Raw genomic sequence first — 25,241 nt, 5'->3', positions numbered from 1 at the left:
GGTCGTTCACGGCCTCGCCGGCTGCTGCGGCCACACCCTGGCCACATGCTGCAAGCGGATCCGCCAGGTCGGCCCCGGCGGGCACCGTCGAAGGCATGACCATGCTGAGGTTCCCGATCGGCCACTACCTGGGCCCGCACTTCACCGCTGCCGAGGACCCGCCTGTGCAGCAGGTGCGGCTCGGCGGCGAGATCGTCGAGCTGACCGACGACGAGTTCGCGGTCTGGTCGTCGGCCCACGGTCTGAACGAGGAGAAGCCTGCCCGCCACGCCGAAGAGCTGCTGGCCAGGAGCCTGCTGGCCGACGTCGACGCGGACAGTCCAAACGACTTCGCCGCGCGCCACCGGCTGCTGCCGCTGCAGCTCGGACTCGGGAACACCCCAGAGGCCCCAGCGATGTTCAGGTCGGGCACGGCGAAGCTCCCGCTCACCGGGATGACCCGCAACCTCTACGACATCTGGTTGTCGTCGCACCTGTCTCCCAACCTGCTCGTCGCCTGCAAGGAACACGACACCAGCCCCTCCGCCGTACTGACTGTCCTGCACGCACTGCTCGCCCACAGCGCCGCCTGCCTCGACCTGGCCGTGACGGAGTACCAGCCATGACAGCACTGTTTCCGATCGGCCACGGCGCCGGTCCGGACGCTTCTACCGAGTCGATGCCGTACGTCGTCCGTGTCGGGCGTACGGCGGAACAGCTGAGCGCCCCGGAGTTCGGTGTCTGGCTGCTGGCGCACCGCCTCACACATGTGACCGAGCTGGCGGCCGCGTGCGCGGACGCCGACATCGACGATCCAGAACGACATGTGGACACCTTGCTGAGCAGAGGTCTGCTGGCGGCTGCTGATGACGTAGCCGCGTTCGCACAGCGGTACCGGCTGCTGCCGTTGTTCGTAGGCCTGGGCAACCGTCCCGACGACCCGGAGCGCTTCGCGATCGGCGTACCAGGGCTGGAACCGCTGGCCACACTCGGCCCCATCGCCTACGAGCTGTGGCAGTGGGGCTGGGTGGCGCCGTCGCTGTGGGCGCACTGCGAAGTCCTGGCCACCATCGGCGAGACCGCGGACGCGCCGGGCACAGCGAGTGCCCAGCTCGGCGCAGTCCTCGACGGGGTGTCCGTGTTGCTGGCCGACTTCGTCGCCGTCCTCGCTCCGGTGTCATGACACGGCGGCCGTCACGTCGTCGATGTGCAGCGTGCGCAGGTCGCTGAGCGCAGGCATGCCGCCCAGCCGGCGCAGCCGCTGCGACTGTGCCTTCCGCGCGCGGTCGAACAGCCGCCGGGCATCCCGCGCATTGCCGAAGTTGGCCGCCTGGGAGACGGCCGCGAAGTGCTGGTGCAGCAAGGGCGCGGCCGCGGCGTCCAGGTCGTACTCGTTGGCTGCCACCATGCGCTGCACGATGAGTGTGAGCTCGTCGGGGGAGTAGTCCTCGAAGTCGATGGTCTTGGAGAACCTGGACGCCAGGCCCGGGTTGGCGTCGAGGAACTGCCGCATCTCGTTGCTGTACCCCGCGACGATCACGGCGACCTCGTCCCGATGGTCCTCCATCAGCTTCACCAGCGCGTCGATCGCCTCCTGGCCGAAGCTGTCGTTCTCCGCGCCCGCCCGCGACAAGGCATAGGCCTCGTCGATGAACAGCACACCACCTGTCGCGCTCTCGAACACCTTCGTCGTCTTCTCGGCGGTGTGGCCGAGGTACTGCCCCACCAGGTCCCGGCGCGCCACCTCGTTGAACTGGCCCTTCGGCAGCACCCCGAGCGCTGCGAGCAGCTTGCCGTAGATCCGCGCCACAGTGGTCTTGCCGGTCCCCGGCGCGCCCGCGAACACCAGGTGGTGACTCAGGCTGCCGATCGGCAGGCCGGCCTTCCGTCGCCACTCGTTGACCTGGATCTCGTCGATCAGGCTGCGCACCTCCTCCTTCACACTCGCCAGGCCGACCATGGTGTCCAGCTCCGCCAGCAACGACTCCACATCCGCCCTGGCCGGGTCGGCAGTAGTGGCTCGCGCCTGCACCGCGGCTGTCACGGCCACCAGTTCCGGCTCTGCCAGGTCGAGTGCCGGCTCGGCGGTGTTCTCCCAGCGGCACGACACGACCTCACCCCGGCACCGGCGCCCGAACGACACAGCTGGACCAGCCGTGTCGTGGACGAACGTGTGCCGCAGTACGGCCGTGGAGTCGTAGGCGATCAGGATGCCCGTTTCCGCCGTACCGGAGACCTCGCAGCCCTCGATGGTCGGCCGGCCGTACTGGTAGCAGTAGACGCCGCGGCGTCCGCAGTCGCTGACCTGACTGTCCCGCAGTACGACGGTCGCACCGAGGCGGACGATGACGCCGTCGGCGGACATACCTGCCACCGTGGTGTGCTCGACGTGGGCCCTGCAGTCCTCCAGCACCAGACCGTGCTCGGCGCCCGTCACCTGACAGTGCGACACCGTCGCCTCCGCCGGACCGGTGACGAGTACCGCCGGACCGAAGCCGGCGGAGAACGCACAGCGCTCGGCCCGCAGCGTGCCGCCGTCGAGCTGGACCGCCGGTGCGTCACCGGCCCGGACAGTGAGCTCCCGGAGAGTGAGGCGGCCTCCGGCGGCTCGTAGTACCGGCGCCTGCGCGCTGGTGGCGTCGATGACCACCTCGCCGTCGTCGGCGACCAGGGTCACTGACCGGTCGGAGAGGTCGATGGTCTCCCGGTAGACGCCGGGAGCGATCGAGACGACCGCATCCTCGGGTGCGTCGAGTACTGCCGCTCCGATGGTCGGGTAGGCACCTGGACGGTCGGGTGCCACCAGCAATGTCCGGCTCATCGAGTCCCCACCCAGCCGCGCTCGGCCGCCTTCAGCCCGGCCTGGAACCGGCTCTGCGCACCTAGTCGCGCCATCAGCTCGGACACCATCCGCCGTACGGTCCGGACCGATACGCCGAGCTGGGCCGCGGCTGACGCGTCGGTACCGCCGTCGCTGAGCAGGGTGAGTACTTCGCGTTCGCGGACGGTCAGGCCCGACGCGTCGCCGAGGCCGGTCGGCTGGCGCAGCGGTGTCGCGGCATGCCAGACGCGTTCGAACAGTTCGGTCACCGCCCCCACCGCAGCCGCCAGCCTGAGGATGCTGACTGCGCCACGACCGCTTCGATCGGCAGGCAGCGCAACGGTCGCCGTGTCGACGATCAGCGCGCAGAGCGGGACCGTGGTCGCGGTACGGACCTGTGCGCCGTTGCGCGTCAGCTGCTGCAGACGCCGGGACAGCATCGGGTCGGTGCGCGCCGCGTCCGGTACGAGGATGCGGTAGCGGACCGGCGGGGCCAGGACACCGGTCCCGAGCTCGCGGAGGCCGGCGATCGGGTCGGACAGTGCCGCAGTGGCCGGTGTGCTCACGAGGACCTCGCCGGACGCCGACCGAAGCAGACCCTCGATGGTGCGCTGTGCGGCGGCCGGGCTGCTCGCCCAGTCCAGGGCGCCGTTGCTGTCGCCGAGCGGAGCCGGGTGCCGGCGGGCGTACTCACCGGCGATCTCGGCGGCGGCCACGCGGCTGCGTTCCAGATCGCGGGTGACGCGAGCGAGGTCCGCCTCGCGTTCGGCGAGCAGGGCGGTGAGACTGAGGCGCGGATTGAGTGGCCTGACCACATCACCTGAGCTGTCGCGGGCCAGCAGGCCGAGAGCGGTCAGGTGCCGGATGACCTCGTGGGTGGCCTCCTCATCGAGGCCGAGCCGCTCGCCCAGTTCGGCGGCGGTCCAGGACGGCCGCTCGAGCACCGTCAGGTAGGTGCGCTCGGCGGTCGCGTCGACGCCCAGGTGGGCGAGCCGCAACCCGGTGGTGCGGACGTGCGGTGCAGACTTCACCGCGTTCGATACGGCGCGTGGAAAGCGTGCGGCGCGGGGGTACGAAGCGCCTTCAGCAGGCTCTGAGTGGTACACGGGACACCTCGCAGGATTCGGCGAGTCCACGGGGGACTCGGTGTGAACACCAGAACCATCCCGACCCGCCGTCCAGCGGGAATCTTGCGCCTGTCCACGCCTGGTACAGCCGATACAGCGGCTGTCCAGCGGGCCGGAACACCGCTGGTACAGCCGCTGGATCAGGGCAGCGCGGCGACGAAGGCGGACCGGTGCCGACCGGTCTGCGGTACGGCGCCCGGCGCCGCCGGAGCTCCCGCCGGCGCCAGGACCAGCGCGTGCTCGAGGTCGCTCGCGGTGGTGACAGCGATCGCTCCGGCCTGCTGCAGGGCGAGCTGCGACGGTACGGCGTACATCCGGAAGCGGCCGCCGCCGACGAGGAGGGCGTCCCACTCCTCGGTGAGGTGCTTGGGGGTCAGGGTGGCGAGCAGCCCGGGCAGCTCGTCGGGTCCGAGCGGCTCGGCGTGCAGGCCGCGGCGGCGGAGCCGCTTGGTCAGCCGTCGGACCGCGTTCGTCAGCAGCAGCTCCAGCTCGGTGTCCCGCGGCCGGTCCGCGGACCGGAGTGCGGTGAGCGCGATCCAGGCCCGTCCGGGGCGGCGCAGCAGCTTGATCCGGAGGCCGTCGTACTCGTCCAGCAGGTCGGCCGGCTGCAGCTCCGGTGGTACGTCGGTCTCCAGCAGTACCGTGACGCCGTCGGAGCGGATGATGGTCCCCGCACCCGTTTCGAGCTCGCCCCGCAGGCCCTCCACCGCGACGAACTGCGTCCCGCGAACCAGATACGCAACAGCCAGCCGGAGCCATTGGTAGCTCCACAGCCCGCGCCGCCAGGTGGCCGTCAGCGCCAGCACCCCGACTGCCAGCAGCCCCGCCGTCAGCTCGGCCACCCAACCCCGCCCGACCAGCCCAGCTGCCACGCCGGCTACCAGCTGCCAGCAGACCACCTGTCCCACGCCGACCCGCAGCCGCCGACGCTCCAGCCCCGGCGGAGGACCCTGCACCGGACCAGCACTGGCCGGTGCGGCCACGCGAGCACCTGCTGGACTCACTACCGGTGCGGCACGAGAGGGGGTCGCCACACGCGGGACAGGCGCTGCCCGCGGCGGCGCGACGGTCGCGACGACGGCAGCCGGAGCGACGTGAGGGGTGGACAGGGCCGCGGGCTGAGCCGAGGCGGGTGTCGTGGTCATGGCAGTCGGTCGAAGAGCTCGTCGTCGAGCACAGGTCCGCCGGTACGGCGACGCGGGGCCGGCAGCGTGAACTCATGCGCTGTCCGGCCCTGTAGCTCCGACTGCACGCCGGTACGCCGCATCGTGTCCTGCTGCTCGTTCGACGACCGCCTCCGGTTTCCGGAGCGCCCCCCGTTCGACCCGCCACCACCGGACGCCCCGGCGAGCGGCGGTGCGATCGCCGGCATCGCCTTCGCGGCGGTGGCGGCAGCGGCGTTGCGCGCCGTACCGCCGGCCAGTGCCGGTTCCGTACCTGCAGCGATCCGCGCACCCACCGACCCGCTGCCAACCGTCGGCGTAAGTGTCGAACTGGTCAACGCACCGACTGTCCCGGCGAGCACCGCCGCCGGCATCCCACCCGGCATTCCCGCCGAAGACGGCACAGTCGTTCCGATCGACGCAGGTGTCGACACTGGCACCTGCGCGGTTCCACCGCCCGCCAGCGTGGGCAGGTCCGGATGGATGACCGTCCCCGGCAGGTCCTTGTACTCCGGCAGCTTGTCCAGCGCGTCCTGCGCGTCACCGAGACCGCTGCCCGACTGCACGAGCCCGGTGACGGTCTGCACCAGGTTGGCGCCCTTCTCCATCGCACTGAACAGCTTGTCCGTCGCATCCAGCACCTCGGTCACCGATGCGACGGACACCGGCGACGAAGGCATCGGCGCGCCACTGCCACCAGGCCCCTGCCAGCCGTGCGTCGGCGCCGGTACGGCGGTAGGCGCCTGCATGACCATCCCGACCGCCTCCATCATCCCGGCACCGACCTGCTGCAGGCCGACCGCCACCTGCGCGGCGAACGGCCCGATGATCGGTACGCCGCTCAACGCGACCGCGGTGTCGTAGCCGCTCTGCAGCGCGGGCATCGCGGCCTGCGCCGCGTTCAACGCCGTACCGCCCAGCCGCAGCGCCGCGGACATCGCACCCGTGTACGCCGCCCACTCGCCGAGTGACGCGAGGCTGCCGATCACCTGTCCGTCGAACGCGACCTGCGACAGCGAGCCGACGCTCTGCGGCCAGGTGCTGACCACAGCGTTCGCGGCGCCCAGGTCGCCGTGCGTGGCGAGCAGCTGCTGACACGCCGAGCCCCACATGTCGGCACCCGCATGCCACGGCTCGGCGCGCTGCCCGTACAGCATCGACGCCATCGCGTTCAGTTCCATCCCGAAGTACGCGCCCATCGCCGTACCCCCGTCAGTCCGTGGCCGTCGGCAACACGTCACGCAGCGCGCGGTGCGTGGTCGCGTTCGCCTGGTCGGTGGACTCGAAGCTGGTCGCGATCGACAGCGCCGCGTCGATCAGCGACGAGATGCCGTTCGTGGCCTGCAGCGTGACCGTGCCGGTGTTCTCCACGCAAAACCGCACGTGTGCGTCGACGGTCGCGCTCTCCGGCATCGGACCGGCCAGCGGCGGTGTCGCACGGACCGTGCCGGAGACCGGGGTGACGGTCGCCAATGGTGCCAGCGCCGCGAACTGGCGCAGCTCGTCCGGCACCATAGTCAGCCTGCCGATGTCCATACTTCCTCCTCGGGTTCGTCGTCTGCACCACATCAGCCATCCGGGACCGGCCGGGCCGCCGGACCACATCAGGCCACCGAACGTCAGCTAGGGGCCGATCGGGTACGCCGCGGCAGCGGGATCGAGCGCATGCCCTGCCGGCAGCCGGCTGACCAGCTCCGCCGGCAGCCGCACGACCGGCGGGTTGTCGTAGCCGAGGACCGCCAGTACGTCGCGGCTCGCCAGCTGGTACCGCCGGCCTAGATCGCTCACGAACGACAGCGCACCGGACCCCGCAGGCTGGCCAGGTGACGCCATCGACTCCACCACGGCGCCATGACCAGGCGGTACGACGACCATGTCGGCCAACGGCAGGCCGCCAGGACCACGTCCCGCGGTCACGCCGGCGTCCCCGGCCGCAGTCAGCGAGCTCGCCAGCGTGAACCGGGGCCGGAACTCCCCGCCGGAGAACACCGCGCACACGGAGTCCCCGGCAGACTCGGGCCGAGCGAACGTGGGACGTGTCGCCGGCAACGCGGCGTCCGTAGACGTCGTACTCATCCCGCCGGACACCTGCGCCACCACAGCCGGATCCAGCGGCACGGCCTGCGGCACCGAGCCCGGGTACGCCTTCCGCGTCACCGGTGCCGTGCGCTGTACGTCGTACTGCAGCGAGCTGATCGCGACCAGCCGGTCCCGCTGCAGCAGGTAGTACTGTCCCTGCCCGGTCGACGTCTGTACGACGTACAACGTCCCGACACGTCCTGGCCGGAGAAGAGCTGACGGCGCGCCCGCACCGGGGACGGAGATCGGTCCGAGCGGTGGGCCGGACGGCACGAGGTCCAACCAGACAGCCGGCACCTGCAGCCATGCCTCGTTGTTCAACGCGAGCGCTGCCGCGACTGTCGCCTGCTGCTGGATCAGATGCCGGTAGCCCCGCCAGATGAGGTAGCGCCGACCGTCGGGCCCAACAACGAGCAAGGCGTCCGCCTGCGTTCCGGATTGCTCAGTTCCGACCAGTAGTACGGATCGCACCACGCGGCTGCCGGCTGCGTTGACGCCGGGCTTCGCGCACAGCGACCAGCCGCCGCCGAGCAACCGGCCCTTCGCAGGCAGGGCGTCCGGTGCGTCCGGGATCCCTACGCGCTGGCCACGAGGTACACCTAGGAGCGACTTGGCCGACACCATCAGCGGCTGGCTGTACTTGTTTGCCAGCAGCAACGCCGACACGTAGTTCACCGCCGGGTAGAGCACACCGTCGCGGTACACGTACCGCGTGCCGGTCTCCTTCTCCACGATGACGCGGTCGCCGGCCTTCCAAGAGGTCTTGCCGCCGGGTGAGAGCTGGCCGTGGACACCCGCGCCGGCCAGCACGAGTACAGCGAGACCGATGCCCACCAGCATCGCGATGATGCCGCGACGGAAGGGCGGGTGCTCGGGATCGGTCTCACGCAGCAGCAACGCATGTGTCATCCGCTGCTGTACGAACTGGTGCGACTGCAGCTGGTCCCGTTTGGAGGCCATCGCTCAACCACCCAGCCCACGAACGTACCCGTACAGCCCCAGCACCCACAGCACGACCGGTACGACCAGTAGCACCAGGACCACCTCTGCCAGCTCGGCGTACCGGGCCAGGTACGCACCTGGTCGGTGCCGCACGTACCAGAGGCCGAAGAACGCAGCCACCGCCGCGAGCACCAGCAAGCCGTACGGCGTGAGTACCAGCAACGCGCCAAGCCCGAGCAGACCAGCCGCGAGCAGACTTAGCCGATGCGCGAGCACCGGCAGCAAACGCGCACGCAACAAGCAGATCCCGACGACCAGCACCACCAGTACCCGCGCGGGCGTCGACGTGGACCGCGCCAGTAGGCACAGGCAACAGGCGAGTCCGGCTGCGAGTCCGGCGAGGATGCCCGTGTAGAGCGCGGCCGACCGCAGTACTGCGGCATACACGAGTCGCCGCGACGGCTGGGGCGAGTCCGCGAGCAGATCGGCAGTACTGGTAGGCAAGACGGGTTTCGGCAGCCGCCCGAGCCGCGTGGCGATCGGCGCCGCCACAGGTATCAACGCCACCGCTACCGCACCGACAACCGCCGCCGTCCGCGTACCATCCAGGAACTCGGACAGCCACCCCGCCGCCAACGCAAGTACACCAGCAACCACAGGTGCCACGAAGACAGCGGTATGGCGAGCGATGCCGACGTAGCCGATCAGGGCGAACAGCAACAGTGCAGCACCACCTGCGGTCAGCTGCGGTGCACCGAACTCCGACACCCGGAAAGTGGCAGCAGGCAACAATCCGCCACCGGTCGAGGCGAAGACCATCGACAACGCACCCGCGACCGCAGCGGCAGCCGCATCGCCAAGAGCCCGTGACAGTACGACGCCGACAGCCAGCAGCACGCCCGCGACGACAAGCGCGAAGACAGCAACGTCCTGCCACGGCGGCCCGCCACGCAACTGCAGACCGAGTGTCGTCAGCAGTGCGACAGCCGCGGCGACCAGGCCGCACCAGCGCGTCGCGCCGGGCGTCCACGCGCGGCCGCCGGACCGTGCGTCGGTGGCGATCGCGTCCACGAGGTCGTCGTACTCGAGCTCCGGCCAGTGCTGGTGTGCCGGTGCGAGATGCAGGATCTCGCCGTCCCGGACATCCTGCCCGGCCAGGTCGCGGTGTGTCTCCAGCGCCTCGCCATCGGGTCGCCGGAGTACCCAACCGCCTTGCAGGGCACCGAAATCGGCGAGGCCGTCGCCGGCGTGCCGGAGGATCCCGGGCAGCACCTCGGCCACCGTCGACCGTTCCGGTAGCGCCAGGTCGATGCGGCGTTCGGGTGCGTCGATGGTGACCTTGACCAGTCCACGAATGCTCACGTCGGCCAAGGTGGCACGCGCAGCACCGCCGGGAGCCTGTGCTTGCAGCTTGCGGACAGTCAGCTAGTGGCCGCGGGCCGCAGTACCGCGGTCCGGCCGCCTAGCGTCGTGGACCATGTCGACCGTCATCGTCAGCAGGCCGCCGCGCCGCGACGGACCTGCGTTGCCCAGCGGTGAAGTCACGCTGGATCCACCGCCTGCGTTGCCGCAGCCGGCTGCCCGGCAGCTGTCGCAGTACGTGATGATGGTGCCGATGCTCGCGGGCGGTGCCGCCATGGCGCTGATGTACTCGACCCTCGGCGGTGGCGGCCGGATGAGCTACATCGTCGGCGGTCTGTTCGGGCTGTCGGCGCTGGGCATGGCCGCGGTCGCGTTCGCCGGTCAGGGTGCACCACGCCGCGAGATGGCCCGCGCCCGCCGCAGCTACCTGCGGCACCTGGCTCAGCAGCGCATCCGCGCCAGGCGTGCCGTCTCCCAGCAACGCACGGCGCTCTCGTACCTGCATCCGGACCCGACACAGCTGTGGACGCTGGTGGAGAGCTACCGGCTCTGGGAGCGCCGCCGTAACGACGCCGACTTCGCCATCGTCCGGGTCGGCACCGGTGCACAGCCCCTCGCCACGCCGGTCGCTCCGCCCGACACTGCTCCGCTCGAAGAGCTGGAGCCTCTGTCCGCCGGTGCACTGCGCCGCTTCATCACGACGTACTCGTCAGTGCCCGGACTGCCCGTAGCGATGGCGTTGCGGGGCTTCGCCCGGGTGTACGTCGACGGCGAACCGGACCGCGCCCGCGGCCTGGCACGGGCGCTGATCGCGCAGCTGGCGACCTTCCACTCACCTGACGACCTGCTGGTCACGGCTGTGATCGGCAGGGACACCAGAGCCGAGTGGGAGTGGCTGAAGTGGCTGCCGCACGCGCACCACCCGGAGAAGTCAGACGCGCTAGGCCCCATCCGGCTGATCAGCAAGAGTGTCCCGGACCTGGAGTCCGTGCTGGACGACCTGCTCGCGCAGCGGCCCCGCTTCGACCCGGCGACGACCACGCGGGTGGACGGGCCGCACATCGTCGTACTGATCGACGGTGGCGACGTAGCCGGCTCGGACCACCTGATGACGGGCAGCGGCGTAGAGGGCGTCAGTGTCATCGACCTGACCACTCAACCGCCACGGCTGCTCGATCGCTCCACCGTGCTGCTGGACGTCGCAGACGACGGCGTACTGACCAGCATGACGATGGACGGCGAGTCCGAGGTCGGTACGGCGGACACGTTCGCCACCGCGGATGCGGAAGCGCTGGCCCGGCTTCTCGCGCCGCTGCGCCTGTCCACCGGTCCGGACGGCGACGAGAGCTTCGCGTCCGCCTTCGGTCTCACCGACCTGCTGGGCCTCGGAGACCCCTACGACTTCGACCCCGCCGAGCACTGGGGCGTCCGGCCGAACCGGGACCGGCTGCGCGTCCGGTTCGGTGTCACCGCGGACGGTACGCCGGTGGAGCTCGACCTCAAGGAATCCGCACAGGACGGCATGGGGCCGCACGGCCTGCTGATCGGCGCGACCGGCTCCGGCAAGAGCGAACTGCTGCGAACCCTGGTCCTGGCGCTCGCCGCGACCCACTCGTCCGACAGCCTCAACTTCGCACTGGTCGACTTCAAGGGCGGTACGACGTTCACCAAGCTGGACCGGCTCCCGCACACCAGTGCTGTGATCACCAACCTCGCCGACGAGCTGACCCTGGTCGACCGGATGTCCGACGCGATCACCGGCGAGATAGTCCGCCGTCAGGAGTTGCTGCGCCGCGCCGGCAACTACGAGTCGCTTCGCGCCTATGAGCTGGCCCGAGCGGCCGGCGCCGACCTGCCCGAAGTACCGACGCTGCTGGTGATCTGCGACGAGTTCTCCGAGCTCCTGTCCGCCAAGCCCGACTTCATCGACATGTTCGTCCAGATCGGTCGCGTCGGCCGTGCGCTCGGCGTACACCTGCTACTGGCCAGCCAGAAACTGGAGGAGGGGCGGCTGCGCGGGCTCGACGCCCACCTGTCGTACCGCATCGGCCTGCGGACGTTCTCGGCGATGGACAGCCGGGTGGTGCTCGGCATCCCGGACGCGTACGAACTGCCCAGGGCGCCGGGGCACGGGTTCCTGCAGATCGGCACCGAGACGCTCGTGCGGTTCCGGTCCGCGTATGTTTCCGGTGTCCATCGCCCTGCCGTCAGTTCGGTTGCGAGCGGCAACGATGTGGCGGACGACGTCGCCGAGTACACGAGCGCGTACGTGTCGATGCCGGTGGCGCCGGACGCGGCCGAGGAGCAGCCGCCGGAGGAGGACGGCATCGGCGAGCAGCTGCTCGACATCCTCGTCGATCGCCTGGAGAACAATGGCAAACCGGCCCACCAGATCTGGCTGCCGCCGCTCGACGACCCGCCGCCGCTCACCGAGCTGCTGCCGGCCGTCACCGTCGACCCGGACCGTGGGCTGACCGTCGCCGGTCCCCGCGGAACCCTGCGCGCCCCGATCGGCCTGGTCGACAAGCCGCTCGAGCAGCGGCGTGATCCGTTCGTGGTGGACCTCTCCGGCGGAGCCGGGCACGCGGTGGTCGTCGGCGGTCCGCGCAGCGGCAAGAGTACGGCGATCCGCACGCTGATCTCCTCACTCGCACTCACCCACACACCGCGTGAGGTGCAGTTCTACTGCCTCGACTTCGGCGGCGGATCGCTGGCGTCGCTGCGGGAGTTCCCGCACGTCGGCGGCGTCGCCTCCCGTCTCGACGCGGGCGCCGTACGGCGGACCGTTGCCGAAGTCCTGCAACTGCTGGGCGCGCGCGAGCGCGTCTTCGCGGAGCAGGGCATCGAGGACATGGCGTCGTACCGGGCGCGCCGGGCGGCGGGGGAGTTCCCGGACGACCCGTGGGGTGACGTTTTCCTGGTCGTGGACGGTTGGTCCGTCCTGCGTTCCGACTTCGAGGAACTCGAGCTGACGCTGGCCGAGATCGCCGGCCGCGGCCTCGCGTACGGCGTCCACGTGGTCGCGAGCTGCTCGCGCTGGTTCGACCTGCGCGGGACGATTCGGGACCTGTTCGGCACCCGGATCGAGTTGCGGCTGGGCGACCCGGCGGACTCGATGATCGACCGCCGGGCCGCGATGAGTGTTCCGGCGGACAAGCCCGGACGCGGTCTCGCCGACAAGGCGCAGCACTTCGTCGTCGCGACGCCGGACGCCGACCTCGGCCCGCAACTCGCCGCCGCCTGGCCGGTGTCGGGCGCGCCGCGAGTACGCGTGCTGCCCTTGCAGCTGACCGATGCCGAGTTGGCCGCCGTACTGCGTCGGCAGCCGGAGGCGCACGCAGGCCTGCCGATCGGGCTGACCGAGAGCGACCTCGGACCGGCGTACGTCGACCTGGAGGCGGACCCGCACTTCCTGCTGTTCGGTGACACCGAGACCGGGAAAAGCGGTTTCCTGCGCTGGCTGGCGCGCTCGATCATCGACCGCTACGAGCCGGTGCAGGCGCGGATCGTCGTGGTCGACTACCGGCGCTCGCCGGTGCCGGCCGCCGAGCACGTCATGGGGACGTTCGCCGACCCGCGCGGCGTCGAGGCGATGGTCGCCGACCTCGTCCCGGTCCTGGAACGCCGCCTGTCAGGCGAGTGGACCGGCCCGCAGCTGCACATCCTGGTCGACGACTACGACCTGGTCGCGGGCCAGACGAACCCGCTCGCCGGCCTCGTCGACTACCTGGCCCACGGGCGCGACATCGGCCTGCACCTCGTCGTCACCCGCCGCAGCGGCGGCGCCGGCCGGGCGATGTTCGATCCGTTGATCGCCCGCCTCCGCGACCTCGGCACGCCGGGCCTGCTGCTCAGCGGCGACAAGTCCGAGGGCCCGCTGCTCGGCGGTACCAAGCCACAGTCCCAGCCGCCCGGACGCGGCCTGCTCGTCGACCGCCGCGGCGGCACCCAACTCGTCCAACTCGTCCTCTGCTCGAGCTGACAGGAGTCACTGATGGTCCAGGTCTCACCGCAGGAGCTGCGGGACTTCGCCGCGAGGTTGCCCGCGGCCTCCTTCACCGCGCTGGCGCAGCAACTGCCGGGATTCCATCTCGGCGGGGGCATGCCAGCCGCCGACAAGGCGAACCAGTTCGTCAAGCAGTGGGCGCAGCAGGTGGCCGGATTCGGCGTGGACCTGGACCGTGGCGTCGACGCGTTCCGGACGGTCGCGCAGAACGCCGCGGCGCGGTTCGAGACCACGGACCAGAGTGCGAAAGACGTGTTCGCCGAGGAACTGAACCCGTTCCGGGGACGTGACTGGACCACCTCCGACGCGCTGGCACCGGCTGCGGAGAAGCCACCGGCGGACACCCGGCCTCCCGCGACGACGACCGACGACCCGGAGGTGGACATCCTCGCTCCCGGGCCGTTCGGGTCCGCCGGGGGCTCCGACCGGCCGGTCGCCTAGGAGGACACGATGGCCGATTACCGCAACACCTCGATGGCGGACATGGTGGCGCAGCTCAACGGCGTCGACGCAGGCGTCTGGCTGCAGGCCGGCGAGACGTGGTCGACGGCGGCGACCACGGTCCGCACCACGCAGGACGACCTGCAGCGCGCCTGGGACAGTACTGTCCCAGCGCAACAGGGGGAGCTGTGCGTCAGCTTCGTGCACAACCTGAACATGAGCAGGACATCGGTGGACGAGTGGCAACCGTTCATAGCCGGCGTCGGCGCACAGTTGACGAACATCGGCAATGTCACCACCGATGCGAAGCGGATCGTCGGCGGCTTGGTCCAGCCGTACGCCGACGCGGAGCACCGGCACATGACAGCCACGGACGCCGCCGAGGGCAAGGCGGCGCAACGCGAGATGGACGACATCCGCGGTTGTGTTGCCAACGTGATGAACAACCTGTCCTCGCTCATGGAGCAGGCGCTCGGGCGAGTCACTCCGGTGCCGCATGCGAAGTACGGCGGCCCGATGACACCGAAGGCCGCGACGGAACCCGGCGCAGGGGACCCGAGCGCGGGCGCCCCGGGCGCGGGGGACCCGAGCGCGGCGGTCGACGCCGGTGGCGGCGGAGCCACGCCGGGGGACCTCGGCGGCGCGCCGGGCGAGACGCCCGCTCCGTCGGCACCCGAGACGCCCGAGGCGAAGGATCCGGTCGAGGAAGCCGGCAAGCTCATCGACGTCATCGGGAAGGGCATCGACCTGATCGGCAAAGTACCGGAGAACCTCGACAAGTGGGTCACGCTCGCGCAGAACACGCAAGACCTGCTCGGCGGGGACACCACGCCGGACCCCGACAGCGTGGTGCCGAAAGGACTCAACACCGACGCGCCCGCGCTGGCCGGGAGTGCAGGCACCGAGCCGATCCTCAAGCCCAGCAACTACACGCCGTCCTCGCCGAGCAGCGCCGGCTTCGGAGGCGGCGGCCTCGGCTCGATCGGCCTGCCGTTCGCCGGCGGTGGCGGCGGTGGTGGCGGGCACACGAGCTTGCCGTCAGGTACGACGGAACGCGGCACGTCATCGATGCGCTCGGCAACCACCGCGGGCGGCGCCGGGACGGAACCGACGTTGGCCGGAAGGCCATCCGTGACAAGTACCTCGACCGGTGCGCAGTCGACCATGCCGCCGATGTATCCCCCGATGGGCGGAGCAGGCGCGCCCGGCGCTGCCGGGCGGGGCGAGATCAAACCCGGCGCAGCGCCGTCCAGGCCAGGGTTCGCCGTACCGACCGAGTCCACGGCCACCGAACGCCTGCGTCGCCAGGGCGTGCAGTCGGACTTGCAGGGCCGCACGAACGGCGAACAACGGACGCCGACAGGCGCGCCCCCACTGCGGAAGCGCCCGGCCGCCGCGCGCTCCCGACGTACCCCTACCGAAGACGTGCTGGACGAGGAACTGTGGAAGCTCTGACCGCACAACTGGCCATTCCGTGGCCACAAGCGGAACGCGCCCGAACGACGCGGATCCGGAACCTAGCGTGACATCGACCGGTGATCACGCGCCGGCAACCAGCGAGGAGGAAACACCATGGCCGGTGTGGAGACCGAACTCCAGCGAATGCAACGCACGGCCCACGAGGCCGCCACGATCGGCGACAACCTGAAGGCAGTGATGACTGCGCTCGACAACGCGATGGGCGGCCTGGCCCCGATGGACGGGCAGATCAAGAACGTCTTCTGGCAGGGCCACAGCAACCATCTCGACGCGGTGACCAGGCTCTGCGCGAAGCTGCACCAGATGTCCGAGGGCATCACCACCTCGAAGACCGGATACGAGGCCGAGGACAGCAGCAGCCAGACAGCGTTCACCCAGGTCGCCGGGACCGGCGGCACCGTCCTCGACACCACCAAGCTCTAGGAAGGAACGCCCCGATGCTGATCAACTACCCGGGCCCGGCGATGATGCAGGGTTCCGTCGACATGGCAGACGCGAACCGGAAGGTCACCGAACTGCAGAGCCAGTTCCAGACGGCCATGCAGGCGTTGCTGGCCGCGTGGCGCAGTGAGTCGGGCTCGCCGCAGCTCCAGCAGGTGCAGCAGCTGTGGGTGCAGGCGAACGAGGAGATCAACCACGTGCTCGGCCGCCGCGGCGGTGCGCTGGAGGACGCCTGGGTCCGGATGGCGCGCGCGGACCGCTCGGCCGCGAACGCCCTGGACATCTGATCCAGCTGCCGAAGCCCGGTCCTCTGGTATCCAGGGGACCGGGCTTCTCGTCTGTCTATTCGGCGCGCCAACCGCGGCGCCGGCCTGCGGACACGACGATCGCCGCGATCGTCACCAGCAGAGCCAGAATCCCTGCTAGTACGGCGATCTGGCGTGCGTTCTGGCCTGCGATGCTCCAGGCCGCGGCGCGTCGTACTGCTTCCGGATCGGTGGTGGTCGGCTTCACCGGCGGCAGTACTGCGGGCCTCGTGGTCGCGAGGACGTCCTGGACAGCGCGGTACGGGTTCACGACGCCGGCGCCGTACTGGTCCGCCGGTCCGGGCGCCGGCGTGGCGGTGGCGAGCAGCCGGGCTGCGACCTCGGCGGCGGGCATCCGCGGGTCGGCCGCGCGGACGAGGGCCGCCGTACCGCTGACGAAGCCGGTCGCGAAGCTGGTGCCGTCGTAGTAGCGGTGGCCGCGGACTCGGGTCGCGGCGAGGACACCGCCGCCCGGCGCGGAGATGTCGACGTACGGACCGACCTGCGAGCTCTGGAGCCGCGAGCCGTCGATGGTCGTGGCGCCGACGCCGAGCACCCCGGGGTACGCCGCGGGGTACGTCACAGGATCCGGTCCTTGCTGGGAGTGTGCGTTGCCGGCCGCGGCGACGATCAGCGCGTCGTGGCGCTGCGCGTAGCGGACGGCCTCGCGGACCGGTTTCTGGTCCGCGTACAGCGAGAGCGAGATGTTGATGACGGTCGCGCCGGCGTCGACGGCGTACCTGATCGCGCCCGCGAACACCGCTGCGTCCACGGCCGCGCCTTGCTGATCGCTGGCATCGCGTTCGCTGACCCGGATCGGCAGGATGCGCGCACCTGGCGCTACGCCGCGGAACCCGATCCCTTCCCGTGGTCGCGCGGCGATGATGCTCGCGACCGCCGTACCGTGCGAGACGCAGTCGAAGTTCGCGCGGTTGTCGCCTGGGGTCAGGACGTCCTTGCCGGGCAGCACAGCGCCTTCTTGGCTGAGTTGGGGGTGGTCGGCGTCGACGCCGGAGTCGATGACGGCGACGGTCACGCCGCTGCCCGTGCTGACCGGCCAGGCGCGTTCCGGCGCCAGCCAGGTTGTTGCCCATGGCATCTTGCTGATCGCCGGCCCGCCGGGTGCGGCGTACTGGCACTGGCCGGACGGCGGTACCGCCGCCGCGGTGGGCGCGGTCAGTGTGCTCAGGACGACGGCCGCGGCTGCTGCTCTGACTGGCTTCACGTTCCGGACCGTACGGCGTGGCTCGATCGGGCCACGGGTTCTGACCCCTTGTGGCCAGGGACTGACCGCGATGCCGTCGACCGCCGACTCTGGAAGCCGGAGGTGGACCATGTCGAAATTCAACCCGGGCAAGGAACTGGCAGCGCTCGGTCTGGACAGCGGGATCGAGGAGCTGAACGCCGCGACGCAGGCGCTCGACCGTGCCTTCGACGAGACCGTCGCGACCGCCGTCTCGCCCGACCGGATGGTCAAGGTCACCGTGACCGGCCGCGGCGACGTCCGCGCGATCGAGTTCGACCCGGGCATCTACCGCACCGCGGACCCGCGGGCACTCGCCGCCGTCGTCCTCGCGACCCTCGGCCAGGCGCACGCCACGGCGGCCACCAAGATGGAAGCGGCGTACAACGCTTTCCGGGAACACCTCGATGACTGACCGGATCGAGGTCGACTCCACGGGCGTGGCCCGGGCCGCCGACGCCTGCCGGATCGCCGGGATGAACGCCGGTCTGGAGCTGAACCGGTTGCTGGGGGCACTGACCAGGGAAGCGGTCGAGACCGCGGCCGGTCACGACGACTACGGCAGGCAGATCACGGACGGCTGGGTGAACAGCGGGGCCGGCTCCTTCACCTTGTACGGCAAGGGGATCGAGGAACATCTGATCGCCCGCGGCGACCAGATGTCGTCCTGCGGCGAGAACGCGAAGGCGACCGACGACGACGCGGCCCTGCAGGTGCGCGCGGCCGATCTCGGACTCACCGAGACCGCGACCGGCTGGACGATGACGCCGTCGCAGGAGACCTGACGTGGGGCTGGAACTGCCTGGCTGGTTGAAGGCAATACTTCAAGGTGGCTACGAGCCCCAGGCCGACGAGGACAAGCTCTACGCGCTGGCCGACCAGTACGACCTGTGTGCGAAGTACCTGACGCAGACGCTGCCGGGTGGGATCGACGCGGCGGCGGGCGGCTTCGGTTCGGCGTACCGCGGGGAGGCGGGGATCGCGCTCGAGGGTTTCCTCAGGCGCTACGCGCACGACAAGGAGCTCCAGGGGCCGGCGATGCTGGCCGACGCGACCACGCACCTGGCCGAGTTCCTGCGGACGATGGGGGACACCATCGTGCGGACGAAACGCGAACTGCTGATCATCGGCATCGTCAGCTGGATCACGATCCTCGCCGGTCTCGGCCCGATCATGGGCACGCTGATCCGCAAGCTCGGGCAGGAAGGCGTGAAGCAGCTGATCCTGATGCTGCTGAAGAAGCTCGTCAACCGCGAAGCCAGGAAGCTGCAGACGCGGATGGTGGCCGAGATGGTCGCGAACGCGGCGCAGCAGTCCGGCAAGTTCGTGTTCAGCCGGCAGATGGTGCCGCGGGCACTGGCCCTCGCCGGCGCGGAACTCGCCGACGAGGTCATTCCGCACACGCTTGCCGGATGGTGGGGCGAGCTCACCGGCCAGGACCGGCGCCTGGTCGTCGACAGCCACGGCCGCCCGGTGACGGACGCCGACGGCCATTTCGTGACCACGCACGACTGGGACTGGCGCGGTACCGCGAAGACCGCGACCGGTGCGCTGGTCGGCGTACCGCTGTCGCACGGTGTGGGTGTCGGACTGGCGAAGGTACCGCTGCTGGGGAAGTTCGGGCGGATGTTCCTGAACAACGCGATCACGTCGCCGCTCACGAGCTCGCTGACCGCCTGGGGCTACGGCGAAGGCTGGCACAACCCGAAACTCGAGGACGCCTGGATCGCCGGCGCCCACGGCGTCGTCCGCAACTCCACCCCGAGCGACATCAACGGCCCCCTGGAATCCCTCGGCCGCCGAGCAGGCGAGTACGTCGGCAACCAACTCGTCTCCGCCCTCCCCGACCCCACCCCACCCCCCAACCCAGACGACGACGGCCACCCCCAGGCCCCACCCACCACCCACCCCATAACCACCCCCACACCGGCAACAGCAACTCAGACCGCCCACTCAACCACCACTCCCACCGCCCCAGCCGCCGCCGTCCCGACCCACGCCCCCACCGCCCCCCAAACAACAACCCGCCCCACATCCACCCCAGTCCAGTCCCACCCCAACCGCCGAAACCCCACCAAACTCGAGACCCCCACAGCCGAAGAAGCCCCCACCCCCGAACCCCAACCACTCCAAACCCCATCAACCGATCCCCAACCCCACCCAACCGAGTCCCACCCCCAACCAACCGACGCCCATCCCCAGCAAACCGACCACCAACCCACAACCCCCAATTCCCAGCCAACCCCCAACACCACCCCACCCACCCCCACCACGACACCACCCCCGCCTCCCACCCCAGAAACACCGGCCGCAGCGGAACCACAGCTCTCGCCAACCCCAGACACCGCACCCACGCCGACTCCCGCATCTACGCCGACTCCCGCACCCACGCCGACTCCCGCACCCACGCCGGCTCCCGCGCCCACGCCGGCTCCCGCGCCCACGTCGGCTCCTGCGCTGACGGCGGCATCCGCGTCCACGCCAGCTCCCGCCCCGACCCGACACACCTCACCCCTGCCGTCGACGGCGGACCCTGCGCTCGCACCCTCGGCAACAAGCACGCCGCCCGCCCCGGGCGTGCCCTCGGCGTACACCCCAAGCGCCGTCTCCGCGCCATCCACACCGAACAGATCCTCCGCGCCGTCCGCGCCGTCCGCCCCGTCCGCGGCGACCCGGGCACCCGCTGCAACCCGGCCGACTACAAGCCCAAGGCCGATCGGGCACCAGACCGCTCAACCCCTCACGCCTGGCGCCCGCTCCACCTCGGCTACGTCCCAACCGCACCGCCAAGGTCCGCCAAACCTCAACGGCGACGCCTGGATGCGCAACCCCCGACCAACCGAAGCCCTAACCGCCCTCCGCCGCGGAACCGACCACCCCCACCTACGTACGACGGAAGAGCCCAGCACGCCGGCCCAACTAGTAGCGGACTGGTTGCAAGCCGCCCTGTCGTACCAAGGCCTGTCGAAGGCTGACCAACTCCAGGTCGTAGAAGCCGTCGTACAGATATGCGCAGGCGACACCACGCGAATCAAAGGTCTCCGGCCCTTACTGCAAAGCCCCGGCCTCCGTGCCCTCGAACCAGCCCAGCTACTCGAGGAGATCACCACCTGGACCCGCTACGAACAACTCTTCGGCCGCGCCATCGAACTCGGCGCCCAATTCACCGGATCCCCGCAACCCACCGACGTAACCCCCTGGCGTACCCACACCTGGACCAACGCCACCAAACTCCACGAACTAACCAACCTGCCAACGAAACTCAGCACCAGCGGCCGCCCCGGCCAACTGGTCACCCTCGACGAACACGCCGGCGTCTACGCGATCCCCCGCGACGGCACCGAGTGGATCGTCAAGCTCCTCCCCGACACCGACGCCCAGCGAACCAACCTGACCGCCGAGTTCCAGGGCGTAGTAGCCGGAGCGCAAACCGGCTACGGACCCACGCCGTACGGCCTGGTCCGCGCAACCATCAACGGCAACCCGTACGTCGGCATCGCGATGAGCCGGGTACAAGGCGCAATGGTCCACTCGCCACACCCGACAGACCCGGCCGCACAAGCCGAGGTCGCCCGCGCACGCCGGGCCGTCACGTTCGACACCGTCCTTCAACTGCACGAGTACTTGCAACGTCTACTCGAATCCGGCCACCACTCCCACGGCGAACTCCAGCCACTGATCGACCCCGACACCGGAAACCTCCGGATGATCGACCTGGCCGACGTCCAGCCGCTCCTGGACGACCCCGACTACCAACGTCTCGCCCGCGCCGACCACGGCTTCAGCCTGGAAAGCGACGACATCCGCCGCCAGCTGATCGACGCCGCGCTCGAGAACGCGCGCCGTACCGACCGCGGCGACGGTAGCCCCGACGAGCCCGGGACCGACGAGTCCGGCACCGACGACACCGCCCGCGCACGACGACAAGCGATGCCGACCGGCGACGGCCTAACCGTCGAGGCCGTGCAACAGGCGGTGGAAAACGTGTGCCGCCGGATGCGCCTGCCGCGCGAACTCGACCTCCGGATCGTGGTCGCGGCAGACACAGAAGTGCTGGCACAGGAATACGGCATCGCGAGGAGCTCCGGACCGCGCCCCGGCTATTTCCGAATGGAAGGCACAACCGGCGTCGTCTACCTGTCCGCCAAGGACCACAACTCCTCGGAAGACGTCGCAGCATCCGTATGGCACGAGGTCGTCGGCCACTACGGCTGGCAACTGTTCAGCCCACAGGTGCGAGCCGAGATCCTCACCGCCGTCCACGAACTCCGCGACCTCGACCAAGCCCTCTCGACCGAGATCGACGAGTTGTACGCCGACCAGCCGGCCGACGTACGCGACGAAGAGTTCCTCGCCCGTCTGGCCGAAGGCGGTGTACCCACCAAACTGCGCCAGGCCTGGAACGCCCTCCTCTCCACCCGCATAGGCACCGCCCTGGCAAACATTGGCGCCATAAGCAACGAGACTCTCGAACAAGCCCGCCACAACCACCACCTCGAGCCGCTGTACGCGATCGTCCGCACCCTCACCAAGGCCATCCGCCGCAACCGCTCAGCCCACGACCCCTCACTCACCCGCCAGTCTCCAGCCGCCCACCAGCCCTCGGACCCCCACCAGCCCTCGGGTGTCAGCGAATCCTCGATCGTTTCCTCAACCACGGACCGTTCGCGCACCCACCGCGCCGGCCCGAACATCTCCCGGATCCGCCCTGCCCAGCAGAACCGCTACAACGGCGGCGGTCTCCCCGCATTCACCAGCGGCCTCGTCGAGTCGACGTACGACGAACTGCTCAACGGCACGCCCGACGAGCAAGCCCTGGCTGCAGCGCTTTTTGCCGTACCAGGAAACAAAATCAAGCGCTTTCTCATCACAGCCGCGGACGAGCACCACCTGGTGATCGAAGGTGCGCGGCTCACTCCGCACCACCTCGCCGTGATGACTGACCTCTACCGGAACGTGTCGATCGTCCTCGACACCCCCACCGCCGAGGCCCGCGTACTGGCTCATCAGGTCGCCGACATCATGGGCCTCGACATCGTCGTGCGTACGCCGAACGGCTGGCAAACCCTGCACCCGCAGCCGAATCCTCTGCTGCACCAAGAGGGTACGGTCGAGTTCGGCCCCGACGACACCCTGATCCTGCGTACGCCGGACCACCCCGACGGCCGGCCTATCGACAACCCCGCATCGCATCTGGGTCGACTGTTAGGCGTCGGCGGATCCAAGGCGGCCTTCGCGTTCTACGACAAGGTGATCCTGATCGCGCTGCCGACGATCGAGGTGCCGTTCATCAAGCAACTGAACCGGACGCTCGATCTGTTGACGAAACCAGGCGCGGCCGAGGTCATCGCCCCGCTCCGCTACACGACCGTCTTCGAACGCGACGCCTTCGTCGCGGACCGTTTCCCGACCATCAGCCGCGACATCTGGGCGAGCGTCCCGGACCGCGGTCCCGAGGCCGCCCACCTGCTCCGTCCCACCCAGGCAAGTCTCGCCAGCCTGCGAGCGATCCGCGCATTCTTCGTCGCGAACAACCTGGTCATCACCGACCTCCAGTTCGGCATCGACCCCGACGGCCGCTTCTGGGCGTACGACGTGGGCCGCGTCCGCCCCCTCGCGACACCCCCGCCCTCAATCCCCGAAGGCGTAGACCTCTCCATCTTCCAGCGCGCCACCACCAACCCTCTCGAAGTCATCGACGCCTGGATCGCCTGGGCCACCGACGGCCTGGAAGCGGCCACCACCACCGCACCCGCCCCAACCCCACCCCACATCCCCGAACCGCCCGACACCAACACAACCCGCGAACGCCGCATCTGGCCCCACCGCCGCAAGAACCGGAACCACCCACACACCGCCACCGAAAACATCGCCGAGGCGGATCGAGCCCCCGCAGAGGCGGACCAGGCTGCGACTGAGCCGGACGCGGCATCCGTCGCGACGGCGGACGTCGCACACAGGGATGGCCGACGCGAAGACCTTCTCGCCGGTGGGCCTCCCGGCACCCGGCCCGCCCAACCGACCGAGCTGACTGGGTTCATCGAGACCGAACGCCAGCACAGCAACAATCCCGAGCTCAGCCGGCTGCTCACACGCCTCGATGTTCTCGACTCCGACCGGCAACGTCTCCTCGACCGGTACGACGCCCAGCTGCCGACAGAGCTGCACGAACTCACCGAGGTCCTGCTCGCCATCTCGACAACGCTTTCGCAGTACGCCGACGCGATGCATGGCCTAGGCCTCGATCCACATGTCCGACCCAGCGGGCCGGAGAACCGTCCGGTCAGTGACTCGGTCCTGCACCACGATCCGCTGCACCCCCGCAACCTCACGGACCTGACCTGGTCACCCGGCCGCCACCACCAGCCGAGCGTCGACGCGGAAAACGCTGCACTGGTCGCCGCCAAGGTCCAACAGGCAAGCAACGGCAGGTACGGCCCGTTCTCGATGGCCCAAGTCCAGGCCTACGCCGCCACCGGTCGACGCCTCGTCGACATCGCCGCGGATCTGGTGTCCGACTCCGAGCGACGCCGTACGTCGTCCTGGCACAGCCAGGCCTCCCTCGAACGCGCACTGTCCGCCAGGGTCGACTTCCAGCGCAGCCTGACAGCCCAACACGCGCGTGCCGTCCCCGCACGTCTCATCCAGCAAGAGCGCCCGCCGCTCGACTGGCCGACGTACGCCGGCCTGCAGGCGAAGGCACTGAGGCGCCAGCAGGCCGAGCTTGCCGCGCGGGCGGACGCCCGCACCAAGAGCGCGCGGAAGGCGACAGATGAGGCTGCGTCCGACGAGGAAAACGCTTTAGGAAAACAGGAAACGGCTGCCCGCCATACGGCGATCGCGGTTTCCTGTACGACGGCGGCGCAGCAGGCGGACCAGGCACGTCAGGCGTGGGAAACGTTCCGCGCCAACCCGACCCAGGACGCACTCCAGTTCGCCAGGAAACAAGAGGAAACATTCCGGCAGCGACTCGCGGAAACCCTGCCGCCGAGAAATGTCCTGCCGACCGCGATCGTTTCCGGGAAGCTGCCGTACCTGACCGCGTTGACGAACGACCTGAACCAGGCCCTCGCCCAACAGGGCAAGAGGTACCGCTTCACGCCGGAACTGTTACACCGGACGTTGCGCGCCGAGACCCGACGGCTGTTGTCGCCGGATGGCGTAGTACTGACGGTCGGCAACGATCCGCTGGCGGACGTGACCGAGCTGACGCAGTTCGAGCTCACGCTGGATCCGAACGAACTGCAGGAGGTCCTCGACAACCCGGTGTACTTCGAAGAAGGCCCAGCTTGGCCAACTGGTGCAGGGCGGGTACAGCATCGGCACGACGGCAACCCAGACGTTCGGCGTGAGCGGAGGCCTGAAGCTCGCGACCATGCTGTCGGCATTGCCGGACACGAATCCCGCGAAGGCCGTGTCGGAGGTGCTGTCGCCCACCCTCGAGTACTCGAAGAACGCCGGCCTCAACATCACCGGCGGCGCCACAGAGTACGGTCTCCCGGGCGCCGTCGAGGTGATCCAGGGCGAAATCCTCCGCTTCCGGGCGGCGCGACCGCACTGGACCTGGCGGATGCGGACCTCCGCGGTCGACGCATGGTCCGATCGGCACCTGGTCGCGACCGGAGCGGAGCAGGACGGCACGACGCTCGATCTCGGCATCAGCCACTCGTACGCGGCCGGCTCTCCGAAGGACACCGTGACGATGACGTCGCCGGCCCCTAGCGAGCAGCGCCGTACCGAGCAGCGCCGTACCGAGCAGCGCCGTACCGAGCAGCGCCGCACCGCGCTGCCCGAACACGTGGCCACCCGCGTCGACGGTCTGTCGGGACTGGCCGACCAGGCGATTGCGGGCC

Annotated in this window: 18 protein-coding genes; 10 read left to right on the top strand and 8 right to left on the bottom strand. The window is 69.9% G+C overall.

The annotated features are described in order from the left end of the window. The first annotated feature begins 95 nt into the window (after window positions 1-95). Entirely contained in the window at window positions 96-605 is a 510-nt protein-coding gene (locus ABN611_RS07665) for a hypothetical protein (RefSeq protein WP_350279092.1), read from the top strand. Continuing rightward, entirely contained in the window at window positions 602-1,162 is a 561-nt protein-coding gene (locus ABN611_RS07660; protein WP_350279091.1) for a hypothetical protein, read from the top strand. Before ABN611_RS07665 ends, ABN611_RS07660 begins: the two co-directional genes overlap by 4 nt. Here ABN611_RS07660 and ABN611_RS07655 read toward each other — a convergent pair. The 7 genes from ABN611_RS07655 to eccD all read right to left on the bottom strand — a co-directional run bounded on the left by ABN611_RS07655 (window position 1,157) and on the right by eccD (window position 9,473). Then, window positions 1,157-2,800 (bottom strand): AAA family ATPase, encoded by a 1,644-nt coding sequence (locus ABN611_RS07655; RefSeq protein WP_350279090.1) that lies wholly within the window; start codon window positions 2,798-2,800, stop codon window positions 1,157-1,159. The two genes, ABN611_RS07660 and ABN611_RS07655, sit on opposite strands and share 6 nt — an antisense overlap. Beyond that, the gene (locus ABN611_RS07650) at window positions 2,797-3,831 is read right to left on the bottom strand and encodes a LuxR C-terminal-related transcriptional regulator (protein ID WP_350279089.1); all 1,035 of its coding nucleotides are present in this window, start codon (window positions 3,829-3,831) and stop codon (window positions 2,797-2,799) included. Before ABN611_RS07650 ends, ABN611_RS07655 begins: the two co-directional genes overlap by 4 nt. Window positions 3,832-4,067: 236 nt before the next feature. After that, a complete protein-coding gene (locus ABN611_RS07645) occupies window positions 4,068-4,910 on the bottom strand; it encodes a type VII secretion protein EccE (RefSeq protein WP_350279088.1) in 843 nt (280 codons plus the stop codon). 158 nt (window positions 4,911-5,068) lie between these two features. Beyond that, complete coding sequence (locus tag ABN611_RS07640; protein ID WP_350279087.1) at window positions 5,069-6,289, bottom strand: hypothetical protein; 1,221 nt, start codon at window positions 6,287-6,289, stop codon at window positions 5,069-5,071. Window positions 6,290-6,302: 13 nt separating this feature from the next. Beyond that, window positions 6,303-6,626: a hypothetical protein gene (locus tag ABN611_RS07635; RefSeq protein WP_350279086.1), complete on the bottom strand. Its 324-nt coding sequence runs from the start codon at window positions 6,624-6,626 to the stop codon at window positions 6,303-6,305. Window positions 6,627-6,713: 87 nt separating this feature from the next. Next, window positions 6,714-8,129 (bottom strand): type VII secretion protein EccB, encoded by a 1,416-nt coding sequence (gene eccB, locus ABN611_RS07630; RefSeq protein WP_350279085.1) that lies wholly within the window; start codon window positions 8,127-8,129, stop codon window positions 6,714-6,716. Window positions 8,130-8,132: 3 nt separating this feature from the next. Then, window positions 8,133-9,473, bottom strand: a complete 1,341-nt coding sequence (eccD, locus tag ABN611_RS07625; protein WP_350279084.1) for a type VII secretion integral membrane protein EccD — start codon at window positions 9,471-9,473, stop codon at window positions 8,133-8,135. 115 nt (window positions 9,474-9,588) lie between these two features. Here eccD and eccCa point away from each other — a divergent pair, with 115 nt between their 5' ends. The 5 genes from eccCa (at window position 9,589) to ABN611_RS07600 (ending at window position 16,127) form a co-directional block, all read left to right on the top strand. Further along, the gene (eccCa, locus tag ABN611_RS07620) at window positions 9,589-13,455 is read left to right on the top strand and encodes a type VII secretion protein EccCa (RefSeq protein WP_350279083.1); all 3,867 of its coding nucleotides are present in this window, start codon (window positions 9,589-9,591) and stop codon (window positions 13,453-13,455) included. 12 nt (window positions 13,456-13,467) lie between these two features. Then, window positions 13,468-13,920: a hypothetical protein gene (locus ABN611_RS07615; protein WP_350279082.1), complete on the top strand. Its 453-nt coding sequence runs from the start codon at window positions 13,468-13,470 to the stop codon at window positions 13,918-13,920. A 9-nt stretch (window positions 13,921-13,929) separates the two neighbouring features. Next, window positions 13,930-15,375 (top strand): hypothetical protein, encoded by a 1,446-nt coding sequence (locus ABN611_RS07610; protein ID WP_350279081.1) that lies wholly within the window; start codon window positions 13,930-13,932, stop codon window positions 15,373-15,375. A gap of 117 nt (window positions 15,376-15,492) precedes the next feature. Next, entirely contained in the window at window positions 15,493-15,822 is a 330-nt protein-coding gene (locus tag ABN611_RS07605) for a hypothetical protein (protein ID WP_350279080.1), read from the top strand. 14 nt (window positions 15,823-15,836) lie between these two features. Then, window positions 15,837-16,127 carry a hypothetical protein gene (locus ABN611_RS07600; RefSeq protein ID WP_350279079.1) on the top strand — a complete coding sequence of 97 codons (291 nt, stop codon included), beginning with the start codon at window positions 15,837-15,839 and terminating at the stop codon, window positions 16,125-16,127. Between the two features lie 55 nt (window positions 16,128-16,182). Here ABN611_RS07600 and mycP read toward each other — a convergent pair whose 3' ends face one another. Continuing rightward, a complete protein-coding gene (gene mycP / locus ABN611_RS07595; protein ID WP_350279078.1) occupies window positions 16,183-17,370 on the bottom strand; it encodes a type VII secretion-associated serine protease mycosin in 1,188 nt (395 codons plus the stop codon). Window positions 17,371-17,479: 109 nt separating this feature from the next. Here mycP and ABN611_RS07590 point away from each other — a divergent pair, with 109 nt between their 5' ends. The 3 genes from ABN611_RS07590 to ABN611_RS07580 are packed head-to-tail and all read left to right on the top strand — an operon-like array spanning window position 17,480 to window position 25,110. After that, window positions 17,480-17,803, top strand: coding sequence for a YbaB/EbfC family nucleoid-associated protein (locus ABN611_RS07590; RefSeq protein WP_350279077.1), 324 nt, complete (start codon window positions 17,480-17,482; stop codon window positions 17,801-17,803). Beyond that, the gene (locus ABN611_RS07585) at window positions 17,796-18,173 is read left to right on the top strand and encodes a hypothetical protein (RefSeq protein WP_350279076.1); all 378 of its coding nucleotides are present in this window, start codon (window positions 17,796-17,798) and stop codon (window positions 18,171-18,173) included. The genes ABN611_RS07590 and ABN611_RS07585 overlap by 8 nt, the downstream gene beginning before the upstream one ends. Before the next feature lies 1 nt (window position 18,174). After that, window positions 18,175-25,110, top strand: coding sequence for a hypothetical protein (locus tag ABN611_RS07580; RefSeq protein WP_350279075.1), 6,936 nt, complete (start codon window positions 18,175-18,177; stop codon window positions 25,108-25,110). Window positions 25,111-25,241 lie beyond the last annotated feature (131 nt).

This window comes from Kribbella sp. HUAS MG21 (assembly GCF_040254265.1).
Classification (GTDB): domain Bacteria; phylum Actinomycetota; class Actinomycetes; order Propionibacteriales; family Kribbellaceae; genus Kribbella.
This window is presented reverse-complemented; position numbering and strand designations above follow the sequence as displayed.

Excerpts from the sequence above, each read along its gene's own strand:
- ABN611_RS07635 (WP_350279086.1), bottom strand. The coding sequence starts at position 6,626 with ATGGACATCGGCAGGCTGACTATGGTGCCGGACGAGCTGCGCCAGTTC.
- ABN611_RS07655 (WP_350279090.1), bottom strand. The coding sequence starts at position 2,800 with ATGAGCCGGACATTGCTGGTGGCACCCGACCGTCCAGGTGCCTACCCG.
- ABN611_RS07600 (WP_350279079.1), top strand. The coding sequence starts at position 15,837 with ATGCTGATCAACTACCCGGGCCCGGCGATGATGCAGGGTTCCGTCGAC.
- eccB (WP_350279085.1), bottom strand. The coding sequence starts at position 8,129 with ATGGCCTCCAAACGGGACCAGCTGCAGTCGCACCAGTTCGTACAGCAG.
- ABN611_RS07610 (WP_350279081.1), top strand. The coding sequence starts at position 13,930 with ATGGCCGATTACCGCAACACCTCGATGGCGGACATGGTGGCGCAGCTC.
- ABN611_RS07665 (WP_350279092.1), top strand. The coding sequence starts at position 96 with ATGACCATGCTGAGGTTCCCGATCGGCCACTACCTGGGCCCGCACTTC.
- eccCa (WP_350279083.1), top strand. The coding sequence starts at position 9,589 with ATGTCGACCGTCATCGTCAGCAGGCCGCCGCGCCGCGACGGACCTGCG.
- ABN611_RS07585 (WP_350279076.1), top strand. The coding sequence starts at position 17,796 with ATGACTGACCGGATCGAGGTCGACTCCACGGGCGTGGCCCGGGCCGCC.
- ABN611_RS07660 (WP_350279091.1), top strand. The coding sequence starts at position 602 with ATGACAGCACTGTTTCCGATCGGCCACGGCGCCGGTCCGGACGCTTCT.
- ABN611_RS07615 (WP_350279082.1), top strand. The coding sequence starts at position 13,468 with ATGGTCCAGGTCTCACCGCAGGAGCTGCGGGACTTCGCCGCGAGGTTG.
- ABN611_RS07590 (WP_350279077.1), top strand. The coding sequence starts at position 17,480 with ATGTCGAAATTCAACCCGGGCAAGGAACTGGCAGCGCTCGGTCTGGAC.
- ABN611_RS07605 (WP_350279080.1), top strand. The coding sequence starts at position 15,493 with ATGGCCGGTGTGGAGACCGAACTCCAGCGAATGCAACGCACGGCCCAC.
- ABN611_RS07640 (WP_350279087.1), bottom strand. The coding sequence starts at position 6,289 with ATGGGCGCGTACTTCGGGATGGAACTGAACGCGATGGCGTCGATGCTG.